The organism is Photobacterium damselae (assembly GCF_003026815.1).
Taxonomy (GTDB): domain Bacteria; phylum Pseudomonadota; class Gammaproteobacteria; order Enterobacterales; family Vibrionaceae; genus Photobacterium; species Photobacterium damselae.
In genome coordinates this window covers 159,083-176,973 of sequence record NZ_PYOG01000006.1, presented here as the reverse complement: position 1 = coordinate 176,973, position 17,891 = coordinate 159,083, and the positions used below count along the sequence as shown (strand labels likewise).

16 protein-coding genes are annotated in these 17,891 nt (G+C 35.8%); 10 read left to right on the top strand and 6 right to left on the bottom strand.

Features of this window, described 5'->3' with window-relative positions:
- Positions 1 to 39 precede the first annotated feature (39 nt).
- Positions 40 to 1,422 (bottom strand): MDR family MFS transporter, encoded by a 1,383-nt coding sequence (locus CTN07_RS08640; protein ID WP_005305429.1) that lies wholly within the window; start codon positions 1,420 to 1,422, stop codon positions 40 to 42.
- A 211-nt stretch (positions 1,423 to 1,633) separates the two neighbouring features.
- Here CTN07_RS08640 and nagA point away from each other — a divergent pair, with 211 nt between their 5' ends.
- Positions 1,634 to 2,767: an N-acetylglucosamine-6-phosphate deacetylase gene (gene nagA / locus CTN07_RS08635; RefSeq protein WP_005305432.1), complete on the top strand. Its 1,134-nt coding sequence runs from the start codon at positions 1,634 to 1,636 to the stop codon at positions 2,765 to 2,767.
- Between the two features lie 93 nt (positions 2,768 to 2,860).
- Here nagA and CTN07_RS08630 read toward each other — a convergent pair whose 3' ends face one another.
- The gene (locus CTN07_RS08630) at positions 2,861 to 3,373 is read right to left on the bottom strand and encodes a lipoprotein (protein ID WP_050787819.1); all 513 of its coding nucleotides are present in this window, start codon (positions 3,371 to 3,373) and stop codon (positions 2,861 to 2,863) included.
- Positions 3,374 to 3,470: 97 nt separating this feature from the next.
- Positions 3,471 to 4,238, bottom strand: a complete 768-nt coding sequence (gene modA, locus CTN07_RS08625; RefSeq protein WP_005305438.1) for a molybdate ABC transporter substrate-binding protein — start codon at positions 4,236 to 4,238, stop codon at positions 3,471 to 3,473.
- Positions 4,239 to 4,678: 440 nt separating this feature from the next.
- Between modA and CTN07_RS08620 the strand changes: the two genes are divergently transcribed.
- The 3 genes from CTN07_RS08620 to CTN07_RS08610 all read left to right on the top strand — a co-directional run bounded on the left by CTN07_RS08620 (position 4,679) and on the right by CTN07_RS08610 (position 7,393).
- Positions 4,679 to 5,179 carry a GNAT family N-acetyltransferase gene (locus CTN07_RS08620; protein ID WP_005305441.1) on the top strand — a complete coding sequence of 167 codons (501 nt, stop codon included), beginning with the start codon at positions 4,679 to 4,681 and terminating at the stop codon, positions 5,177 to 5,179.
- A gap of 674 nt (positions 5,180 to 5,853) precedes the next feature.
- A complete protein-coding gene (locus CTN07_RS08615; RefSeq protein ID WP_036765754.1) occupies positions 5,854 to 6,459 on the top strand; it encodes a YhgN family NAAT transporter in 606 nt (201 codons plus the stop codon).
- Positions 6,460 to 6,718: 259 nt separating this feature from the next.
- On the top strand, positions 6,719 to 7,393 hold the full coding sequence (locus CTN07_RS08610) for a Crp/Fnr family transcriptional regulator (protein ID WP_005305453.1): 675 nt from the start codon (positions 6,719 to 6,721) through the stop codon (positions 7,391 to 7,393).
- A 115-nt stretch (positions 7,394 to 7,508) separates the two neighbouring features.
- On the opposite strand, the gene tsgA is transcribed toward CTN07_RS08610, so the two are convergent.
- Together tsgA and deoD are read right to left on the bottom strand one after the other, a co-directional pair.
- Entirely contained in the window at positions 7,509 to 8,681 is a 1,173-nt protein-coding gene (tsgA, locus tag CTN07_RS08605; protein WP_005305456.1) for an MFS transporter TsgA, read from the bottom strand.
- A gap of 79 nt (positions 8,682 to 8,760) precedes the next feature.
- Positions 8,761 to 9,468, bottom strand: coding sequence for a purine-nucleoside phosphorylase (gene deoD, locus CTN07_RS08600; protein ID WP_005305459.1), 708 nt, complete (start codon positions 9,466 to 9,468; stop codon positions 8,761 to 8,763).
- 379 nt (positions 9,469 to 9,847) lie between these two features.
- Here deoD and CTN07_RS08595 point away from each other — a divergent pair, with 379 nt between their 5' ends.
- The 6 genes from CTN07_RS08595 to CTN07_RS08570 all read left to right on the top strand — a co-directional run bounded on the left by CTN07_RS08595 (position 9,848) and on the right by CTN07_RS08570 (position 16,982).
- Positions 9,848 to 11,614 (top strand): sensor histidine kinase, encoded by a 1,767-nt coding sequence (locus tag CTN07_RS08595; RefSeq protein ID WP_005305462.1) that lies wholly within the window; start codon positions 9,848 to 9,850, stop codon positions 11,612 to 11,614.
- Entirely contained in the window at positions 11,614 to 12,264 is a 651-nt protein-coding gene (locus CTN07_RS08590; protein ID WP_005305464.1) for a response regulator transcription factor, read from the top strand. The genes CTN07_RS08595 and CTN07_RS08590 overlap by 1 nt, the downstream gene beginning before the upstream one ends.
- 106 nt (positions 12,265 to 12,370) lie before the next feature.
- Entirely contained in the window at positions 12,371 to 12,994 is a 624-nt protein-coding gene (locus CTN07_RS08585) for a DMSO/selenate family reductase complex B subunit (protein WP_005305467.1), read from the top strand.
- A 2-nt stretch (positions 12,995 to 12,996) separates the two neighbouring features.
- A complete protein-coding gene (locus CTN07_RS08580; RefSeq protein WP_005305470.1) occupies positions 12,997 to 13,821 on the top strand; it encodes a DmsC/YnfH family molybdoenzyme membrane anchor subunit in 825 nt (274 codons plus the stop codon).
- Between the two features lie 25 nt (positions 13,822 to 13,846).
- Positions 13,847 to 16,264, top strand: coding sequence for a DMSO/selenate family reductase complex A subunit (locus CTN07_RS08575; RefSeq protein ID WP_005305473.1), 2,418 nt, complete (start codon positions 13,847 to 13,849; stop codon positions 16,262 to 16,264).
- 64 nt (positions 16,265 to 16,328) lie between these two features.
- Positions 16,329 to 16,982, top strand: a complete 654-nt coding sequence (locus tag CTN07_RS08570; RefSeq protein ID WP_005305476.1) for a TorD/DmsD family molecular chaperone — start codon at positions 16,329 to 16,331, stop codon at positions 16,980 to 16,982.
- 123 nt (positions 16,983 to 17,105) lie between these two features.
- Here CTN07_RS08570 and CTN07_RS08565 read toward each other — a convergent pair whose 3' ends face one another.
- A complete protein-coding gene (locus CTN07_RS08565; RefSeq protein ID WP_036765757.1) occupies positions 17,106 to 17,780 on the bottom strand; it encodes a Crp/Fnr family transcriptional regulator in 675 nt (224 codons plus the stop codon).
- Positions 17,781 to 17,891 lie beyond the last annotated feature (111 nt).

Sequence of the window (17,891 nt, the reverse complement as noted above, 5' to 3'; positions counted from 1 at the left end):
TTTAATTCAACATAAAATATACCATAAAGGCATTAGAAGTTATTGTTTCTCAATATCTATCGCTAAGGACTGAGACTTCAACAATATGATTGCAGACAAGAAAGCCCCTAAAGCAAAAATCCCCATCACAACATAAGTCGTATTAAAACTTTGTGCGAGTAACTGAGGTTCAAGGCTTGCTAGTCCATCAGCTTTATTAATTACAATATCTTTTGGTAGCTGGAAATGAAATACAGCTGAACACACGGCAACACCGATAGCCCCACCTAACTCTCGACCAAAGTTAAACAAAGACATACCGATACCACGATCCTTTGACGGCAATACATTTTGTACTACTACGCTAAGAGCTGGCAGAGTAAATCCTAAGCCAAGACCAGCAAAAGCTAATGCAACACGGATCCATAACCCAAAGTGTAATTGCCATAACGCTAGAGAAGCCATCAAGAAACCAAGTACAACAAAGATCTTATAATTTCCCCAGCGAGCAATCAGCTTACCGCCTATAAATGCACCTGTTGTAATGCTGAACATAAAGACCATCATAAATAGGCCACTTTCCGATGCTGTCATCCCTTTTTGCCACTGCATTTGAAGAGGTAAATATACTAAGACAGCAAACATCAATAACTGAGAACACAAAATTAGACTGACACTAACTAAATAACCAGGTAAACGGGCTAAACGAGCAGGAAGAATAGGATCGCTGGCACTACGTTCGACCCAATAAAGAACAACTAGAGACAATAATAATGCAAAAGCGGCCCACCCTAGTGGTAAATTAGCTTCAGGAGATAATATCAATAGTGTCAATGTAGTTGAACACATCAAAAGCCCCGCCCCTTTCCAATCAAATGGAGATTTACGGCCTGTACTTAAATGTTTCAAATTACGATTGATCATCCAAATCGCCAGAATTCCAAGCGGTAAATTGATCCAAAATACCCATCGCCAATTTAAATGCTCAGCAAAGTACCCCCCAAGCAAGGGACCAGCAATACTCGATACCGCATAAACAATGGAAATATAACCTTGATACTTGCCCACAACACGAGCAGGAATACTGTCGGCAATAACGGTAAATGCCAATGCAATCAGACCTCCACCACCCAGTCCTTGTAAAATACGTCCCAGAATTAACTGAGTTAAAGAGTCGGATAAACCACAAGCAACAGAGCCGAGCATAAAGAGAACAATGCTAACGTTTAACATTTTCACTCGCCCAAATATATCACTAAGCTTTCCATAAACAGGTAATACTGCCGTTGCTGCTAATAAATAGGCAGTTACTACCCAAGTTAGTGCTTGGCCAGCATTAAGATCTTGCCCTATCAATGGTAATGGTGTGGTAACAATACTTTTTTCAAGAGAACCTAATGCGATAACTAATGCAACACTCGCAAAGATAGTTTGGGGAGACATCAAGCAACCTACTGTTTAATGGATTAATAACCACTTATTATCGCTTGTTTTGAACAAAAGAAACATTAACCGTCCCTAACTAAACTTATCTTTTCATACCATTTATAACTTCTATCACGCTCAGATCAGATTGCTTTCTCTTGACCTGCTTATAAAATGACTGGTATGTTATTTCACAAAGAAAAATAACTTACAATAACGAGAGCCCTGTATGTACGCGATTACTAATGTTAACGTTTTCGATGGTGTAGAAATTCATCACAATCAAATTATCATTATTGAAAATGACACAATTACAAAAGTTATTTCGAATGATAAAATAATGGACATGCAACTGCCTAATGTCCAAATAGATGGTAAAGGCTATTTAGCAACGGCAGGGTTTATTGACCTACAGTTAAATGGCTGTGGTGGCGTATTACTTAATACCGATCCTAGTCTAAATACCTTAGATATCATGAATAAAACAAATTTGAAGACGGGGACAACTCAATTTTTACCCACCTTTATCACCAGCGATCAACAAGCAATGGAAAATATTGTCTCAATTGTTGGTGAATTAGATCAGCCAGAAACTCATGGCGTGCTCGGTCTCCATCTTGAAGGACCATTCATTAGTATTGAAAAGAAAGGCGCTCATCGCCAAGAATTTATTCGTGAATTGGATCTACCAACTGCGCGCTTCTTTGCTCAAAATGCAGATAAGATTCGAGTTCTAACCGTAGCTCCTGAAAATACTAGTCAAGAAGCTATTGATATTGTTAGAAATGCAGGAATTACTGTTTCTCTAGGTCACACCAATGCAACCTATGCTCAAGTATGCGAAAAAAATGGTTTAGAGATGGCTACTCATTTATATAATGCAATGACTCCCCTCGGATCTCGTGAACCAGGTGTTGTTGGTTATATTTTTGATAAAAAACCTCATGCAGGGATCATTGTAGATGGCATCCATGCTGATTATCCTTCGGTTCGTATCGCTCACCAACTTATGGGTGAAAAATTATTTATGGTTACCGATGCTGTAACACCAGCAGGTACAGATATGACCGAATACGATATGGCAGGTGTAAAAGCGTATGTAACAAACGGTAAGTGTCATTATGAAGATGGGACTATTGCGGGTGCGGCAATTACGATGATTGAGGGCGTTCGTAATCTAATCCAGCATGTTGGTCTATCTCGAGAAGAAGCACTGAGAATGGCCTCTCTTTATCCGGCAAAAGCCATTAAAATCGATGATAGCTACGGTAAAATTACTGAAGGTTATAAAGCGAATATTGTTCTATTAAATGATAACAATCAGGTTGAGCATATTTTCCAGATGGGTCGTCAAGAGTTTTAAGTCTTTATCTAAAAATGCTCTCATAAAAGAGTTTAATAAAAAGCGAGCTAAATTAACCTATTAGCTCGCTTTTTTACATTTATTTTAGAGCTGTTATTTATTTGTATGCTGATTTGGAACCATTAATCCAGGAGCCAGTTTTACAGGCCCCAATCCAATACGGCAACGGTTATAACCACGGTGCCATGCAGATGTATACTCAGCAGCCGTACCAGAAAGTTTAGGCGCATTTGCAAAATCATCTTGAATTGAATAGGTACCTTGAAGCGCATTTTTGCACCCTTGATCGTAACCATATTCAGTCATCGATTCGGGCTTGATATGCTCTTTAGCAATCGGCATGGAACTGTTAATTTTTACTGGTCCTATGCCAATAACACAACGCTGAAATCCAGCTTTCCAGCCTTGTTGATAACTGAGCTTATCTTTTGCATTCATTGCATCTAAAGTTGTTTGAGCAGGTAGCCATTGATTTTGTAAGGCTCCTTTACAACCATCATTGTAGCCTTGCTGCTCCGCCGCTTGTTGAGACTCAGTATTCTGAGAAGCGCTGCTACAACCAGCAAGTGTCGCTATAAAACCTGCCACAATCAGTGTTCGACGCATAAAAACCTTCTTACTTATGTGTAACTCAAGATACTTGTGAGATTACATCATTTATTCCAAATAAGCATCACCATATCAAGCCGTTGCAATATGTCAGCTATTTAACGATTGTAAATCCATATTTAGTAAACACGGATTTAGCTTGCTTCCCTCGGAGATAATCATAAAAGCTAACAACATCTTTGTTATCTTCTTGACCTTTCACAATAGCAATAGGATAAGTGATTGGTTTATGAGAAGCAGCAGGGAAATCCGCAACAACTTTAACTTTATTGGTAATATCAGCATCGGTCTTATAAACAATACCTAATTTAGCCTCACCTCTTTCTACTAAAGCTAAAGCACCGCGCACATTATTTGCTCTTGCTAACAAAGGTTCCGCTTGTTTCCATAACCCTAAATTTTCTAAAGATTGCTTGGCATAACGACCCGCAGGAACATGAGCAGGATCGCCAACCGCTAAACGAGTACCATCAAGTGCTTTTGTTAAATCGAACGATGAAGTTATCGTGATCTTATTTTCGGGATAGTTACTTGGAGCCACCAGCACTAAGGCGTTTTTCAGTAAATCTATACGAGAATTTTTATCAATAACACCTTGTTCTGCAACATAATCCATCCATTTTTCATTAGCAGAAAGATAAATATCAGCAGGCGCACCTTGTGCAATTTGACGAGCCAATGTAGAAGAAGAGGCATATGACATCACCGTATTCATTCCAGATTCTTTTTTATAATCAGCAGAAATCTCGTTTAGTGCATTGGTTAACGAAGCCGCAGCAAACACTGTGACATCTTTTGCCATAACGCCTTGGCTAAAAAGTGCGAGTAACAAAGATGAATAAGCCCAGGTTTTTACAGACATAATAATACTCTCCATGAATTTTCGATATATACTATAATACATATCGAAAATTACAAGAGAGCGAATAGAAAAGAATTTCAGCTTATTTAGCTTTTTTAAACCTTCATATGTTTTCTTACAGGTGCATTACTGCGTTTTTCATGCATATGGAAATACCACAACTTTCTATTTTTTGATGCTTTTTTCATGACCCTACCTCCATTCTATAAATAAAAACTCAATTTTATTCCTCACAAAGGTGGTTTCCAGTACTTAAGTCCCTCATTTTAGAAAACAATGTTTGCGTAAGCATATTTCACACCCTATATTTCTCAATAATTAAGAAAATCGCTTAAAAATCCCTTGCTTTTTAATCAAACAAAAAAGAAACTACGCCGCCTTTTGAGCACTTATCGCTTCAAGAGCATTTTTCTTTGATTATTTACCTTTGCAGGTTCTCGATGTTTCACGATTCTTTTGAATTTATCACTGCTCCTAACGCTCAACTTGTTTCTGAAGCAGAGATTGTTTTTAATCGCCAAACAAAAAATTGGAAAAGTCTTACTGACTCATTTTTGAATGTCGTCGCCGTCAATACCAAACAAGAAGTTATTGGTATGGCCAGTATCAAGGGATCTGAAACGCAGTCTGACTATCTTGAATTAGGGTACTTATTTGTATCGTCAGACTATCGACGTATGGGTATTGCCGCTAAATTTACCCAAATTCGGATTGATTACGCTAAGAAGAATGGCGTAAAGGTACTGTACGCTATTGTAGAACCTGACAATCACGCATCTATAAATAACTTAGATAAGTTTGGTTTCAAATACTACGGTACTTACGGCCATATAAAAGGACTGGATCTGAGTTACGATTGGTTCGCTTTAGTTCTAGATGAAACCATTAATCTCGATGCTATTATGATGCAGCTAGCAGGACCGAGAAAACGAATCCGTTAATTGTATTACAATATAATCATTCATTTTCTCGATAATAAAAACCCGGAGTATCAATCCGGGTTTGTCACGAATAACTTACAGATATGTAGAGCAAAGAGTAAGTTCAGCTATGTTGTAACAAGTAGATGTATTAACATTTAACATAGTGGCGGCCAAACCTCATTTAAGCGTAATACTGGGAGTGCTTTCTCAAAGAAAAAGCATATTGTTATTATTCTATACCTTATGCAAAGATTAGAAACACTTCACACTTTTAATCATTATACTAGCAGTCATTTTATTAATAACGAACCCTAAATCTCAAAATACTACGATTAAAATAGCACTTTTTGATCAAACCTACGTTTTGTAGACGCTCATACTGTCGCCAAGCATTTACTTACTCTTTACTCACCTATAACTCCTGCCCAAAGAAGCAACATATAAGGTAAAAACAATCGTTTACCTAGATAAAATAACGCACACAATGCCGTTAAAAAGTACAAAATATATCTATGCGTTCGTAAAAGAAAAGCGTAGACTTACGCCCGAAAAACGGCGAGACATTTTAATAATACGGAACACTATCCTGCTTTTACTCATAAAGCACACCGAATCGCTACAATTCAGATAATCGATATCATTAATTCCTGAGATTCCTCTCAGACTGTTTAACATTTTATTTAGGGTACGCTATGGACACTCTTTCTGCTGCTGTTATGTTCTTTTTGATTATGGATCCTATGGGAAATCTCCCTATGTTTTCATCAATCATTAGGCATATAGATAAAAAGAGAAGACGCATCGTTTTAATTCGGGAGCTTTGCTTTGCGTTGTTAGTCATGTTTCTCTTTCTATTTGTGGGAGAAACCGTACTTAACTTCTTAAATCTTAAACAACAAGCTGTTTCTATTGCTGGTGCGATCATTCTATTTCTTATTGCAATTCGAATGATTTTTCCATCCAAAGAAGGCTCTAGCCATATGGCTGCAGGTGAAGAACCATTTCTGGTCCCACTTGCTATTCCTATGCTTGCTGGTCCTTCTATATTGGCAACTTTGATTTTAGTTGCGCACCAAGATCCAAATCGTATGTTTGACTGGAGTATTGCTTTAATTGGTGCGTGGGGAGCATCCGCTGCTATCTTAATGTTCTCTGAAGTCTTCGAGCGCATTGTCGGTAAGAAAGGATTAACTGCAATTGAACGCTTAATGGGTATGTTGCTACTTATGCTTGCGGTACAGATGTTCCTAGATGGCGTATTTGGCTATTTTGAATATATTAAAACGCTTCATTCTTAATCGATAAATCAATAAGCATAGCTACAACGGTTCGATTGTAGCTATGTTTGCCCTCACATCAAAACCATCTCTTAATACCAGTACAATCCATTTCAATTACTTACCAGTAAAATCTAAAATAAATATGAGTATTACGACTTGATAGAAGTTAACTCGAATCTGTAACCTAAAAAAACACTCTAGCTAATTTGGAATAGAGCTATTTATCTCCATAATGCTATCATCCGTACATATTGATCATCATATTTAAGGTAAATAAATGCAACTTCAGACGCTTGGTAAAGGACGATTTGAAGATGAATGGAGTCAAGACAAACAGCTTATTGAACAGACAATTCGTAATTGTATTTCAACACGCCGAATTTTTGATGAGAATGAAAAAATCCTCACTCAAGGTGAACTTGTAGATAATCTATATCTTGTTGATTCAGGTCGGATCTCTATGGGGATAACAGCACGAAATGGTAAAACTTTCTTATTAGGTACTTTAGATTGTGAGCAACAGTTATTTGGTGAAATGGAGTTTTTCACTGGATATCGATGCCAGATGGACATCGTTGCTATCGAGGCTGTTGAAGTGGCTACTATTGATACTATAAAGTTACAACGCTGCCTACTCGACCACCCTCGACTTTCTCTATACTTTGCTAGCGCTATTGCTATCGATTATCAAGACACTGTTGAGATTCTCTCTCGTCGACTCCTATATCCTATCACTTATAATGTCGCGTATGATCTCTATCATCAGTATCTCAATGATCTTCCTATTGATGGCTTTAATAAAGACTATTTAGAAGCAGAGCGATTTGCAACCTCAGATCGGGTATATCGACGGGCAATAAAAGAGCTCGAAAATAAAGGCTTTATTATAAAAGAAAAAAAGGGAATTTGTATTTTAGATCATAAAGGATTAAAAGCGTTTGTAGAGGCCTAAAATAAAAGGCCTGACTCCGATGGAATATCGAAATCAGGCCTTACAAGCAGCTTAACAGAAATGTCCAACTTTATGGGGTCACTTCAACAATCAGGCCTTTTACTTGTATACTCAATTATGCAGTTTGTTTGTTATGTTTTATCATCGGTTTTAATTTTTTTGTAACCACCAACATAAACACTATCACAGCATAAATTACTGGAATAGCATACATAACAGTTTGTAGACCTACGGCACTTTCTAATACTGAACTAATTGCGGGACTAAACATTGCACCTGCACTACCACTTATTAGTATATAAGAAACATTCTTACTAGTTGCATTACGAACAAAGGACACACCATAAGCAATAAATGCATTATAAAGCGCAGCGCAAGCAAAGCCGTAGCCATAAGTAAGGTATGACAACCACGAAAGTTTATCTGTAGTCACAATAATACTAGTAATCAACATCGCAATGAAAATAATAACCAATAAAAAAGTTTGAATTTTCATTCGAGAAACAATGACAGTTGATACTAAAGCACCAACAAGTGCAGCAGACCAATATTGAGTAATGATATTACCAGCTTGTTCAAAAGGAATATCAAATTTCTCTTTGACAAACATTGGCGCCCATGTAAGGAATGTATAGAGAGCCAACATACCTAAGAATAGACCAATACCACCACTGATAATACCAAAGTTCCATTCAGATTGCGTAACATGTTCTGACTCAGCATCTTCATGACATTGCTTAAAGTTTGTCAGCAAAGCAACAAACATAGTTGCTAAGGCAACCACACCAACACTTAAATAACTAATGCTCCGATTCATTGCATGAGTAAGAGCATAAGTTGTAATAAGAGGAAAAACCACCCCCGCAATATTAAACGTCGCGTCTTGGACAACCAACATTGTGCTTTGGGTTTTATCTTTCCAAACTGATACAACGATAGTTCCTGCAATGCATAACCCAACTCCACCACAGAATCCAATAATTGTCATACCCAGCATAACTATAAATAAGGATGGCGCAATATATAAGCTCAGTGCAGAAACTGCTATAGCTCCATAACACAGAACAGTCATGCGTTTAATACCTATTTTTTCAATTACGAAAAAAGCGGCTATTGTACCAGCAAGTGCCCCACCATTTAATAATGAAAAAATAGACGCAACTTCATTAATATTAGCGTTAAATGTAGTCGCAAGAGGTTCCACTAGCATACCAAATTGAGTAGCGAATCCTGCCATAATGAAATTAGCTAAAAAACTTATTGCAGTGAGTGTTATTTTATTTTTCATAATTCACTCCAGGGATCTTTAATATAGATGTTCTTTATAAAAGAGAGAGCTAAATCTTTAACTCTCTCAATCAATAATGTTATGATTTAATCGCTGTTTCTAAAGCAATTTCAATCATATTATTAAATGAAAGTTGTCGCTCTTCTGCCGTAGTTTCTTCACCGGTAATACAATGGTCAGAGACTGTTAAAATAGCAAGAGATTCGATGCCAAATTGATGAGCTAGGCCATATAAACCTGCAACTTCCATATCTATACCTAATACACCAAAACGCTCAAGAGCTGCAATCAAGTCTTCATCCGGGTCGTAATACAGATCCCCTGTAAAAATATTTCCAACTTTAACGTTAATCTCTTTTTCTTGCGCTGTTATATAAGCTGAGTGTAATAACTCAAAAGTTGCTGAGGTAGCCATTTGATAGCCGCTACTGCGTTTAGCATTCGTTGGAGAGTCAGTCCCAGCGGCTTGAGCTAAAATCACATCACGCATCTGTACATCCTTTTGAGTAGCACCAATACTACCGATACGGATGATACGTTTAACTCCAAAATTATTAATTAATTCATGACCATAAAGTACCATTGATGGGATCCCCATTCCATGCCCCATAACAGATATACGATGCCCTTTGTAATATCCTGTATACCCTAACATATTACGAATATCTGTAACTAGCTTGGCATCATCTAAGTAAGTTTCGGCTATGTATTTTGCCCGTAATGGGTCACCTGGCATAATTACGGTGGATGCAAAATCTTCTATTGAGCCAGCAATATGAGCTGTCATTTGTTATATCCTCTTCTTTCTAATTAAGCTCATCATAAAGAACATAATAAGTAATGTTTCAGGACAAAAGTCCGGTTTCTCAGTTGAAGAGCACAAAAATGAACTATTCTATTCTTAATATAAATATCCTTATGATCAAATGAACATTTAATATACTAATGATGAAAAATCTAAACTATTTGCTAGGTTGAGCTTATTTCTACAATAAAATTAAATTAATCAAAACAAACTAATGACAATGGATACTCAGCTAATTTAACCCTACAGTATTTAAATCTAAATGTGATTTATAATTTGAAAATCTATCTATTTAGATCTATTTTAAATAGTCTACGAACAACCTTATCAAGTCAATTACATTATATTCAATATGTTGTTTATGAAAATTAATTTATTATTTAGCTCTAAACTATTATTATTTTTAACCATTTTGTCTTTAGTGAATAGTTCAAAAATATACGCTCAGAGCTTAATTAAAAAAAAAGAAACCATTACAGTCGGTATTTTTGCCGATAGAGGCAAACTTGAAGCTCATGAACGTTGGCAAAAAACAATTGATTTGCTTAATACTCAGATTCCCCATTATCACTTTGTATTGCAACCACTGCTATTAGAACAACTACAACAAGAAATTTCCCAACAACGCTTACCTTTTATTATTGTTAATCCTTCAGAGTGTGTGCGAATTGGACGAAAATATCCTTTAGCACGGTTAGCTACCTTGATCAGTCCAATTGGAGATGGCAGTACGTTCTCGACAGGCTCTGCAGTTTGGGTAAAAGCCACAAGTAACATAACAACAATTAGCTCATTATCTGGCCATCGTATCGGTACTGCCAGCCAACAAGCTTTTGGGGGGTTTATGGCTTTTGCTAGAGAAATTGCTCAAAATTACGCTTTATCTCATTATTTTCATCAATTAATTGAATTGGGATACCCTCATGAATCAGTTGTAAGAGCCCTTATTAGTGGCAACATAGATGCTGCTATTCTTCCTGTGTGTTTAGTTGAATCTATGATCTCTAAAAAAGAGCTAAAGGAAGACGAGTTACGCATTATAGGTCAACAAAATAGTGCTAATGATATGTGCATGACATCGACTCCATTGTACCCTAATTGGAGTTTTGCTATGACCAGTACGGCAGATCGCCCCTTAGCAAAACAAATTATAAAAGTCTTACTGAATATTCCACCTCACTCTTTAGCTGCAAAAAGTGCTCAATCTCTTGGTTGGTCTGTTCCTGAAAGTGAAGTAGAACTGGATAAATTATTTTCAGAACTTGGCGTACACCCACTCCAAAAACAGTGGTGGCATGGAGCCTGGCAGTGGCTAGTAAATAATTACTATATTGCATTAATTATTCTAATCTTATTTACTATTCTACCAAGCCAATATATTTTTCTTACCGTCCGTTATCGACGGAACAGTTATAAGCTTCGTTGCGCACAAGAAAGCTTACAGCTTGTTCACCGTAGAGCATTAGTTGATCGATTAGGATCAAGTTTAGCGCATGAACTAAATCAACCATTAGCAGCTATTCGCCTCTATGCCGAAGGAGAGATATCTCGCCGAAAGCAAGGTCGATTAGACACAGATATCACACTATTGCTTAGTAAAATACAAAGGCAAGCGATTAGAATTGATGAGGTTGTGAGTCGTTTTCGGTCTTTACTTCAAAAAAAAACAATAGAAAAAGAGTTATTTGATATCAACTCTATCATTATGGATGCTATTAGTCTTGTCGAAGTCTACGCTAATCAACAGCAGATCCATTTATATTGGCAAGACATTAATGAGAAAGTGTATCTATTATGTGACAAAGCAGCAATAGAGCAACTACTTGTTAATCTTCTAACGAATGCTATAGATGCTACTAAATTAAACAAACAGGAAAAAGTCAGCATTTCATTACTTAAAAATAGCGATAAGATTCAATTAGAAATCCAAGATCAAGGTCAAGGGTTACCTATGCCATTCGAGCAATTATTAACACCCTTTATTACAACAAAAAAACACGGCATAGGATTAGGTTTAGCAATATGTAAAGAAGTTACAGAATCTCACCAAGGTGAACTTGAGCTGCTTAATATACCTAGCTTAGGCTGCTTGGCTATTGTCCGTTTCCCCTATGTTAGGAGATTTTGATGTTAACAAAAACCCATTTATTTTTAGTTGATGACGATGATGCTGTCTTAGACGCTTTAGAATTTGTACTTCAAGGAGAAGGATATGAACCTCACTGCTTTTTATCTGCTGATTTATTTTGGCAGTTTATTCAACAACAAGGAACAATGATCACTGGATGCTTAGTTTTAGATAGTCGTATGCCCGGCATGAGCGGACAAGAATTACAGATAGCACTCAATCAGCTCCATAGTTCACTAGGAATTGTTTTTCTCACCGGACATGGCGATATTCCGATGGCTGTAGATGCATTAAAGTCAGGAGCCGTTGATTTCTTATTAAAACCAATTCATATCGATTCTTTATTAAAAGCGATAAAGAATGCCTTGGAATACAGTAGCCGGCAAATTATTCGACAATTATCCATAGAAAAATATAAACAACTGACTCAACGAGAACGAGATATGCTTGCTCTTTTTGCGAAGGGTAATAATAATATCGATGTATCAAATGAGTTGCACATTTCACCTCGAACTGTAGAAGTGCATAAATCTAATCTATTACGTCATTTAGGAGTAACAACTCTAGCTGAGATGATTACCATTTATACTCATGTTGAATCAATATTGGATACAATTCCTCCTCCACCTACACGCATTAAACGAAAGTGAGGAGATAGTTCAAATCCTTAATATTTATGTGGCAATCCCTTATAGAAAGTCGCTTCTAATCTACTCAATATGACCCTAATATTTAAATTCAATTTAGGGTTATAAAATGACACAACAGTACGGTTTCTTTGTCGATACGACTAAATGTACCGGTTGTAAAACTTGCCAGGTCTCTTGTAAGGATAAGAATACATTACCTATAGGCGTAAACTTTCGTCGTGTATATGAATACACAGGTGGAGAATGGACAAAACAACATAACGATACATGGCAACAAAACATCTTTGCTTATTATGTTTCCATTAGTTGTAATCATTGCAGTCAACCAGCTTGTACTAAAGCCTGCCCTACTGGTGCTATGCATAAACGAGAACAAGATGGCTTAGTTGTTGTTGATGAACAAGTGTGTGTCGGTTGTCGATATTGTGAGATGGCTTGTCCATATGGCGCCCCTCAATACAATTCAGAAAAAAAACACATGACGAAATGCGATGGTTGTTTTGAATTAATTGCCTTAGGAAAAAAGCCTATTTGTGTTTCTTCTTGTCCATTACGAGCTTTAGATTTTGGTCCTATCGATGATCTAAGAGTTAAATATGGCGATACTGCTGATATTGCCCCCTTACCTAATTCAGAATTGACTAAACCATCATTGGTTATTCAGCATAATCGACATGCTAAACCAACCTTAGATAAACAAGGTTATATTGCTAATAAGGCAGAGTGGTAATTATGCACGAACTTCCATTAGTATTTTTCACCGTATTAGCCCAAACAGTAGCAGCTAGCTTTTTATTACTACAAGCTTTACGTTTCTCTCCTTTTAATAGCTATACAATGGCTAAAGAAAAACACAAAAAAATAAAAATATACCTTATATTACTTGTATTGTTAGGTGTATCAGGGAGTGCAGCGTTAACACATTTGGGATCTCCATTAAGAGCACCTAATGTATTATTTGGTTTAGCTCATCTATCAGCTATGTCTCTTGAAATTATAACGGTCTCAATCTTTGGGTCTCTCATTTTTAGCCTAATAATACTTACTGCGTTAAACACAAGTAACTACCTGAGTAAAATAATAAATATATTTACGACCTTATTTGCCATATTACAGTTAATTGCAATTGCTAATGTTTATTATTTAAAAACTGTTTATCTTTGGAATACTTTATGGACATGGACTAATCTTATATATAGTGGTTTTATTCCTGGATCATTGCTCATAGCTTTACTGATAAATAAATCATCTAAAGAGAATAGCTTTTCTTTTAAAAATTTATGGTGCACCATCCTTTTTATAAGTATATCTTTAAATATTTGGTATATTTTTGATCTACATGCAAAACTATCAACTATTGGTTTAACATTACCCGCTCTAATTGAATGGTTATTGATTATAAAGAATATACTTATAATAATATCTTTTATTTGGTGCATAAGGATTGATACTAAATTAAATATTAGAACTTATATAATTATTGTTAGTTTACTCATTACTGCTGAATTATTCGGTCGTATTGCTTTTTATGAATTAAGCTTAATAAACAGTTTATAATTATATTTACCATTAAGAAATCAATATGTTTAAAAATAGAAAAGAAAAAAACAAAACAAATAAATTTTCTCGTCGTAGTTTCCTAAAACTAAGTGCTTACTTGGGTACTGGAGCCTTTATTTCTACTCACCCATTAAATGCAATTGCATCAGCAGTTATCAATACTCACGTAGGCGAAATAACAAAATGGCACAATTGCTGGGCACACTGTCATTCAAGTTGTTTATTAAAAATAGTTACAGAAAATGGAAAAATTAAGCGAATAGAAACAGACGATCAAGGTAATGATGAGTTTGGTCAACATCAAGTTCGAGCATGCCTGCGTGGACGATCTTTACATAAACGGACATTTGCACCAGATCGCCTAAAATATCCAATGAAGCGTATTGGTAAACGAGGAGAAGGTAAATTCAAACGCATCAGTTGGGATGAAGCTCTAACAGAAGTTCATTCACAGCTCAGTCGAATTATAAAACAACATGGTAACCAGGCTATCTTCAGTCGTATAGGTTATGGTAAACCCAATGGGCCATACCATTACGTACCTCGCTTCCTCAATTTAATTGGTGGTTTTTTATCACCTGCAGGAAATTATAGTAGTCATCAGATCGATACCGCAGCCCTCTATACATATGGCCACAAATCATACACGATGGGCAGTGCACCAACCGAATTATCACGTTCAGATTTGATTATTTATTTTGGCAATAACCCGGCAAATACTAGGATGAGTGGAGGAAGTGATACTTACCATTATCAAGTTAGTAAAGCTAAAAGCTCTGCTCGAACCATTATTATTGATCCTCAATATACAGATACAGCTTGCGGTCGAGAGGACCAGTGGATTGCAATTCGTCCAGGTACCGATGCATTACTCATTGAAGCCTTAGCATGGGTTCTTATAACAGAAAATTTTGTTGATGAATCATTTGTTAAAAAATATTGCTATGGTTACGATTCTGAACCTGCAATACCAGAACGAAATATACCTGCTCTAGATGCATCATATGGATATAAGTCCTATATATTAGGACTTGGAAAAGATGGTTTAGCAAAGACACCTGAATATGCGGCACCAATTTGTGGTATTCCTAGCCAACAGATTTATAAACTAGCCCGTGAACTAGGTCATGCTAAAGCTCCTTTTATTGCCCAAGGCTGGGGACCACAACGACATGCAGCAGGAGAGCAAACGGCTCGGGCAATCTTCATGCTACCTATATTACTAGGCAAGATTGGCCTACCAGGTACCAATAATGGAGGTTCTGATTTCTTATTCCATAAAACTGATATTGTCACTATGCCAACAGGTACAAACCCAATTAAAGCAAAAGTACCCTGCTTTAAATGGTCTGAAGCTGTATATAGAGGTAATAGTATGACAGCATTAACTGACGGTATAGTTGGTGTAGATAAATTAGACACAAATATTAAATGTGTCTTTATGTATCAAGGAAACTGGCTGCTTAATCAGCATTCAGATTGTAATGCCATGTCAAAAATGTTAGCAAATGAAGACTTACTTGAATTTATTTTTGTTATGGATAATCACATGACAGCCAGTGCTAAATTCGCAGATATTTTACTTCCTGATATTACATGGCTAGAAAACTCACGAATTGTTGCTTTTTCAACTCACGTGACCAAAACTGAACATGTTCTTGATCCTATGTATGAATGTCGTCACCCATACGACGTTTTTGCTGATTTATCAGAAAAATTTGGCGTCAAAGAACAATATATGGAAGGAAGAACTTGGGACGACTGGCAACGCTACCTCTATGAACAAAGTAGAGTAAATCACCCTAACTTTCCAAGCTATGATGTATTATCAAAGTATAAAACAGTTCGTTTACCATTTGATCCAGATGCCGATCGTTATGTATTAAAAGAGTACCGTTTAGATCCACAATCGAATCCTTTACCAACAGAATCAGGAAAAATTCAAATATTTAGTCATAAATTGGCCGAGTTTTCGAGAACATGGCAGTTACCTATTGGAGATACAATTACCCCATTACCTCAATATATTGGAACCTGGGAGAGTTATACCGACGTAGAAACGAAAAGAACATATCCTCTTCAGTTGATTGGTTTTAAATCGAAAGGTCGACCTCACTCTACATTTCATAATGTTCCTTGGCTAAGAGAAGTAGTTGAAGATGCTTTAATAATGAATCCTATTGATGCTAAAGAGCGCCAGTTAGTGCAAGGACAACTTATTCATATTTATAACGATCGAGGAACAATTCAGGTTCCAGTAAAGATCACTCCAAGAATAATGCCTGGAGTTGTCGCTCTGGGTGAAGGGGCATGGTATCAACCAGATAGTAAAGGTATAGATGTCGGAGGTTGTATTAATACGATTACCCGATTAAAACCTACAGCCTTAGCAAAAGCAAATCCTCAAGGTACCAATTTAGTTGAAGTTAAGTCAGCATAAAAATAGACCCTCCAATTAATATAGGAAACAAGGATGTATCTTATATTTAAGATAGACAACAGATATGAATAAAAATCAAATAAAGCAAAACAAACTAGATTATTCTGATATAGAGATCACCTTAAAGTTACTTTATCAAGCACTCTATTTTGAACCAACATCATTACTATTATCAGAAATTGAAGATAGTGGAATTTTACTATATTTACAAAATAAACTTAATATTAGATTATCATTACAAAATAAATTGATAAATTTAAATAATGACATTGACAATATACAATTAGATCATTTATCTCTATTTGTTGGTTTAGGTATGCCATTAGCACCACCATGGGGTTCAATATACCTCAATGAAGAAAATTTATTATTAAGAGAATCAACCTATCAATGGTTGGATTTTTTAGAACAGCAACACTTTCAATTTAATCTTACGGAACAACAACCATATGATCATATTGGTTTAATGATTTCTGTAATTTCAACTTTATGGTATAAATTAAAAGATGATAATCTAAATATAGATTTCTATTATCACAGTATTAGAACAATTCTAAGTCAATATCTTCTACCATGGAGCGAACGATTTTGTCACTTAGTTATTGAAAAATCACAAACTTATTTTTATAAATATATTGGCAATCTACTATATCAAACACTTAATGAATTAAAGGTAATATTTAACATTGATGATATAGAAAAAAAGCTATTTTATTAAAATTTAATCGATAAAAGTTAATAGATAACACTTAACTATTAAGATGATAATATTGAGAAGGTCGAATTTTAATGCACCTTCTCTTAATATCAAAATAGTTCCCGACAATTAAGTATATAACACCTATTCAAAAATATCGGGAGTTAACTCAACAGAGCGACAGAGTTCTGAAATATCCACAATCTTCAAACTGTTTCCACTTTCAACTATTTGTCCTTCATTTTTTAACCGCTTAATCGCTCGTGATAATGTCTCCGGGGTCATACCTAACTGAGTAGCTAATAATTTTTTAGTTGTTAATAGATTAATTTTGTCGGTTTTTAGCCCTTGTTTCTTATATATCTCAGCTAATTTCATAACAAAACGTTGATTAGCATTGACCTGCGTTAAGATATTAACATCATTAACTAAGCTATGAATTTTATTAGTCATATATTCCATTACGCGAACAGCAAGTTCAGGGGTCTCAGAAACCAATTGCTTCACATCGTTATGTTGATAAGCCAATAAAACCGAATCTTGTTCTATTCGAGCCGTCATTGGATATTGACGAGGCGACATAAACAAAGCCATTTCAGCAATAACATCTCCCGCAAGAAAAACGTTAAACACTTTCTCTTCGCCATTAGGCATCAAACGATAAAGGATAACTTTGCCTTTCTCTATGACATACATTCGATTCGCCTCATCACCTTGATGGAAAAGTATCGATCCCGTATGACAAATGAGTTTCTCTTGATGGGATGCCAGTTTCTCTAACTGCGTTTTATTCAGTAAAGAGATAATTGAAAAACTCATCATACCCTTCCTTACTTGATAATTATCAAGATATATTTTAAATACATCATTGTATGATAATGATTATCATTTGAGATGCAATATTTATAAGGAACTTTTTATGGATGAGAT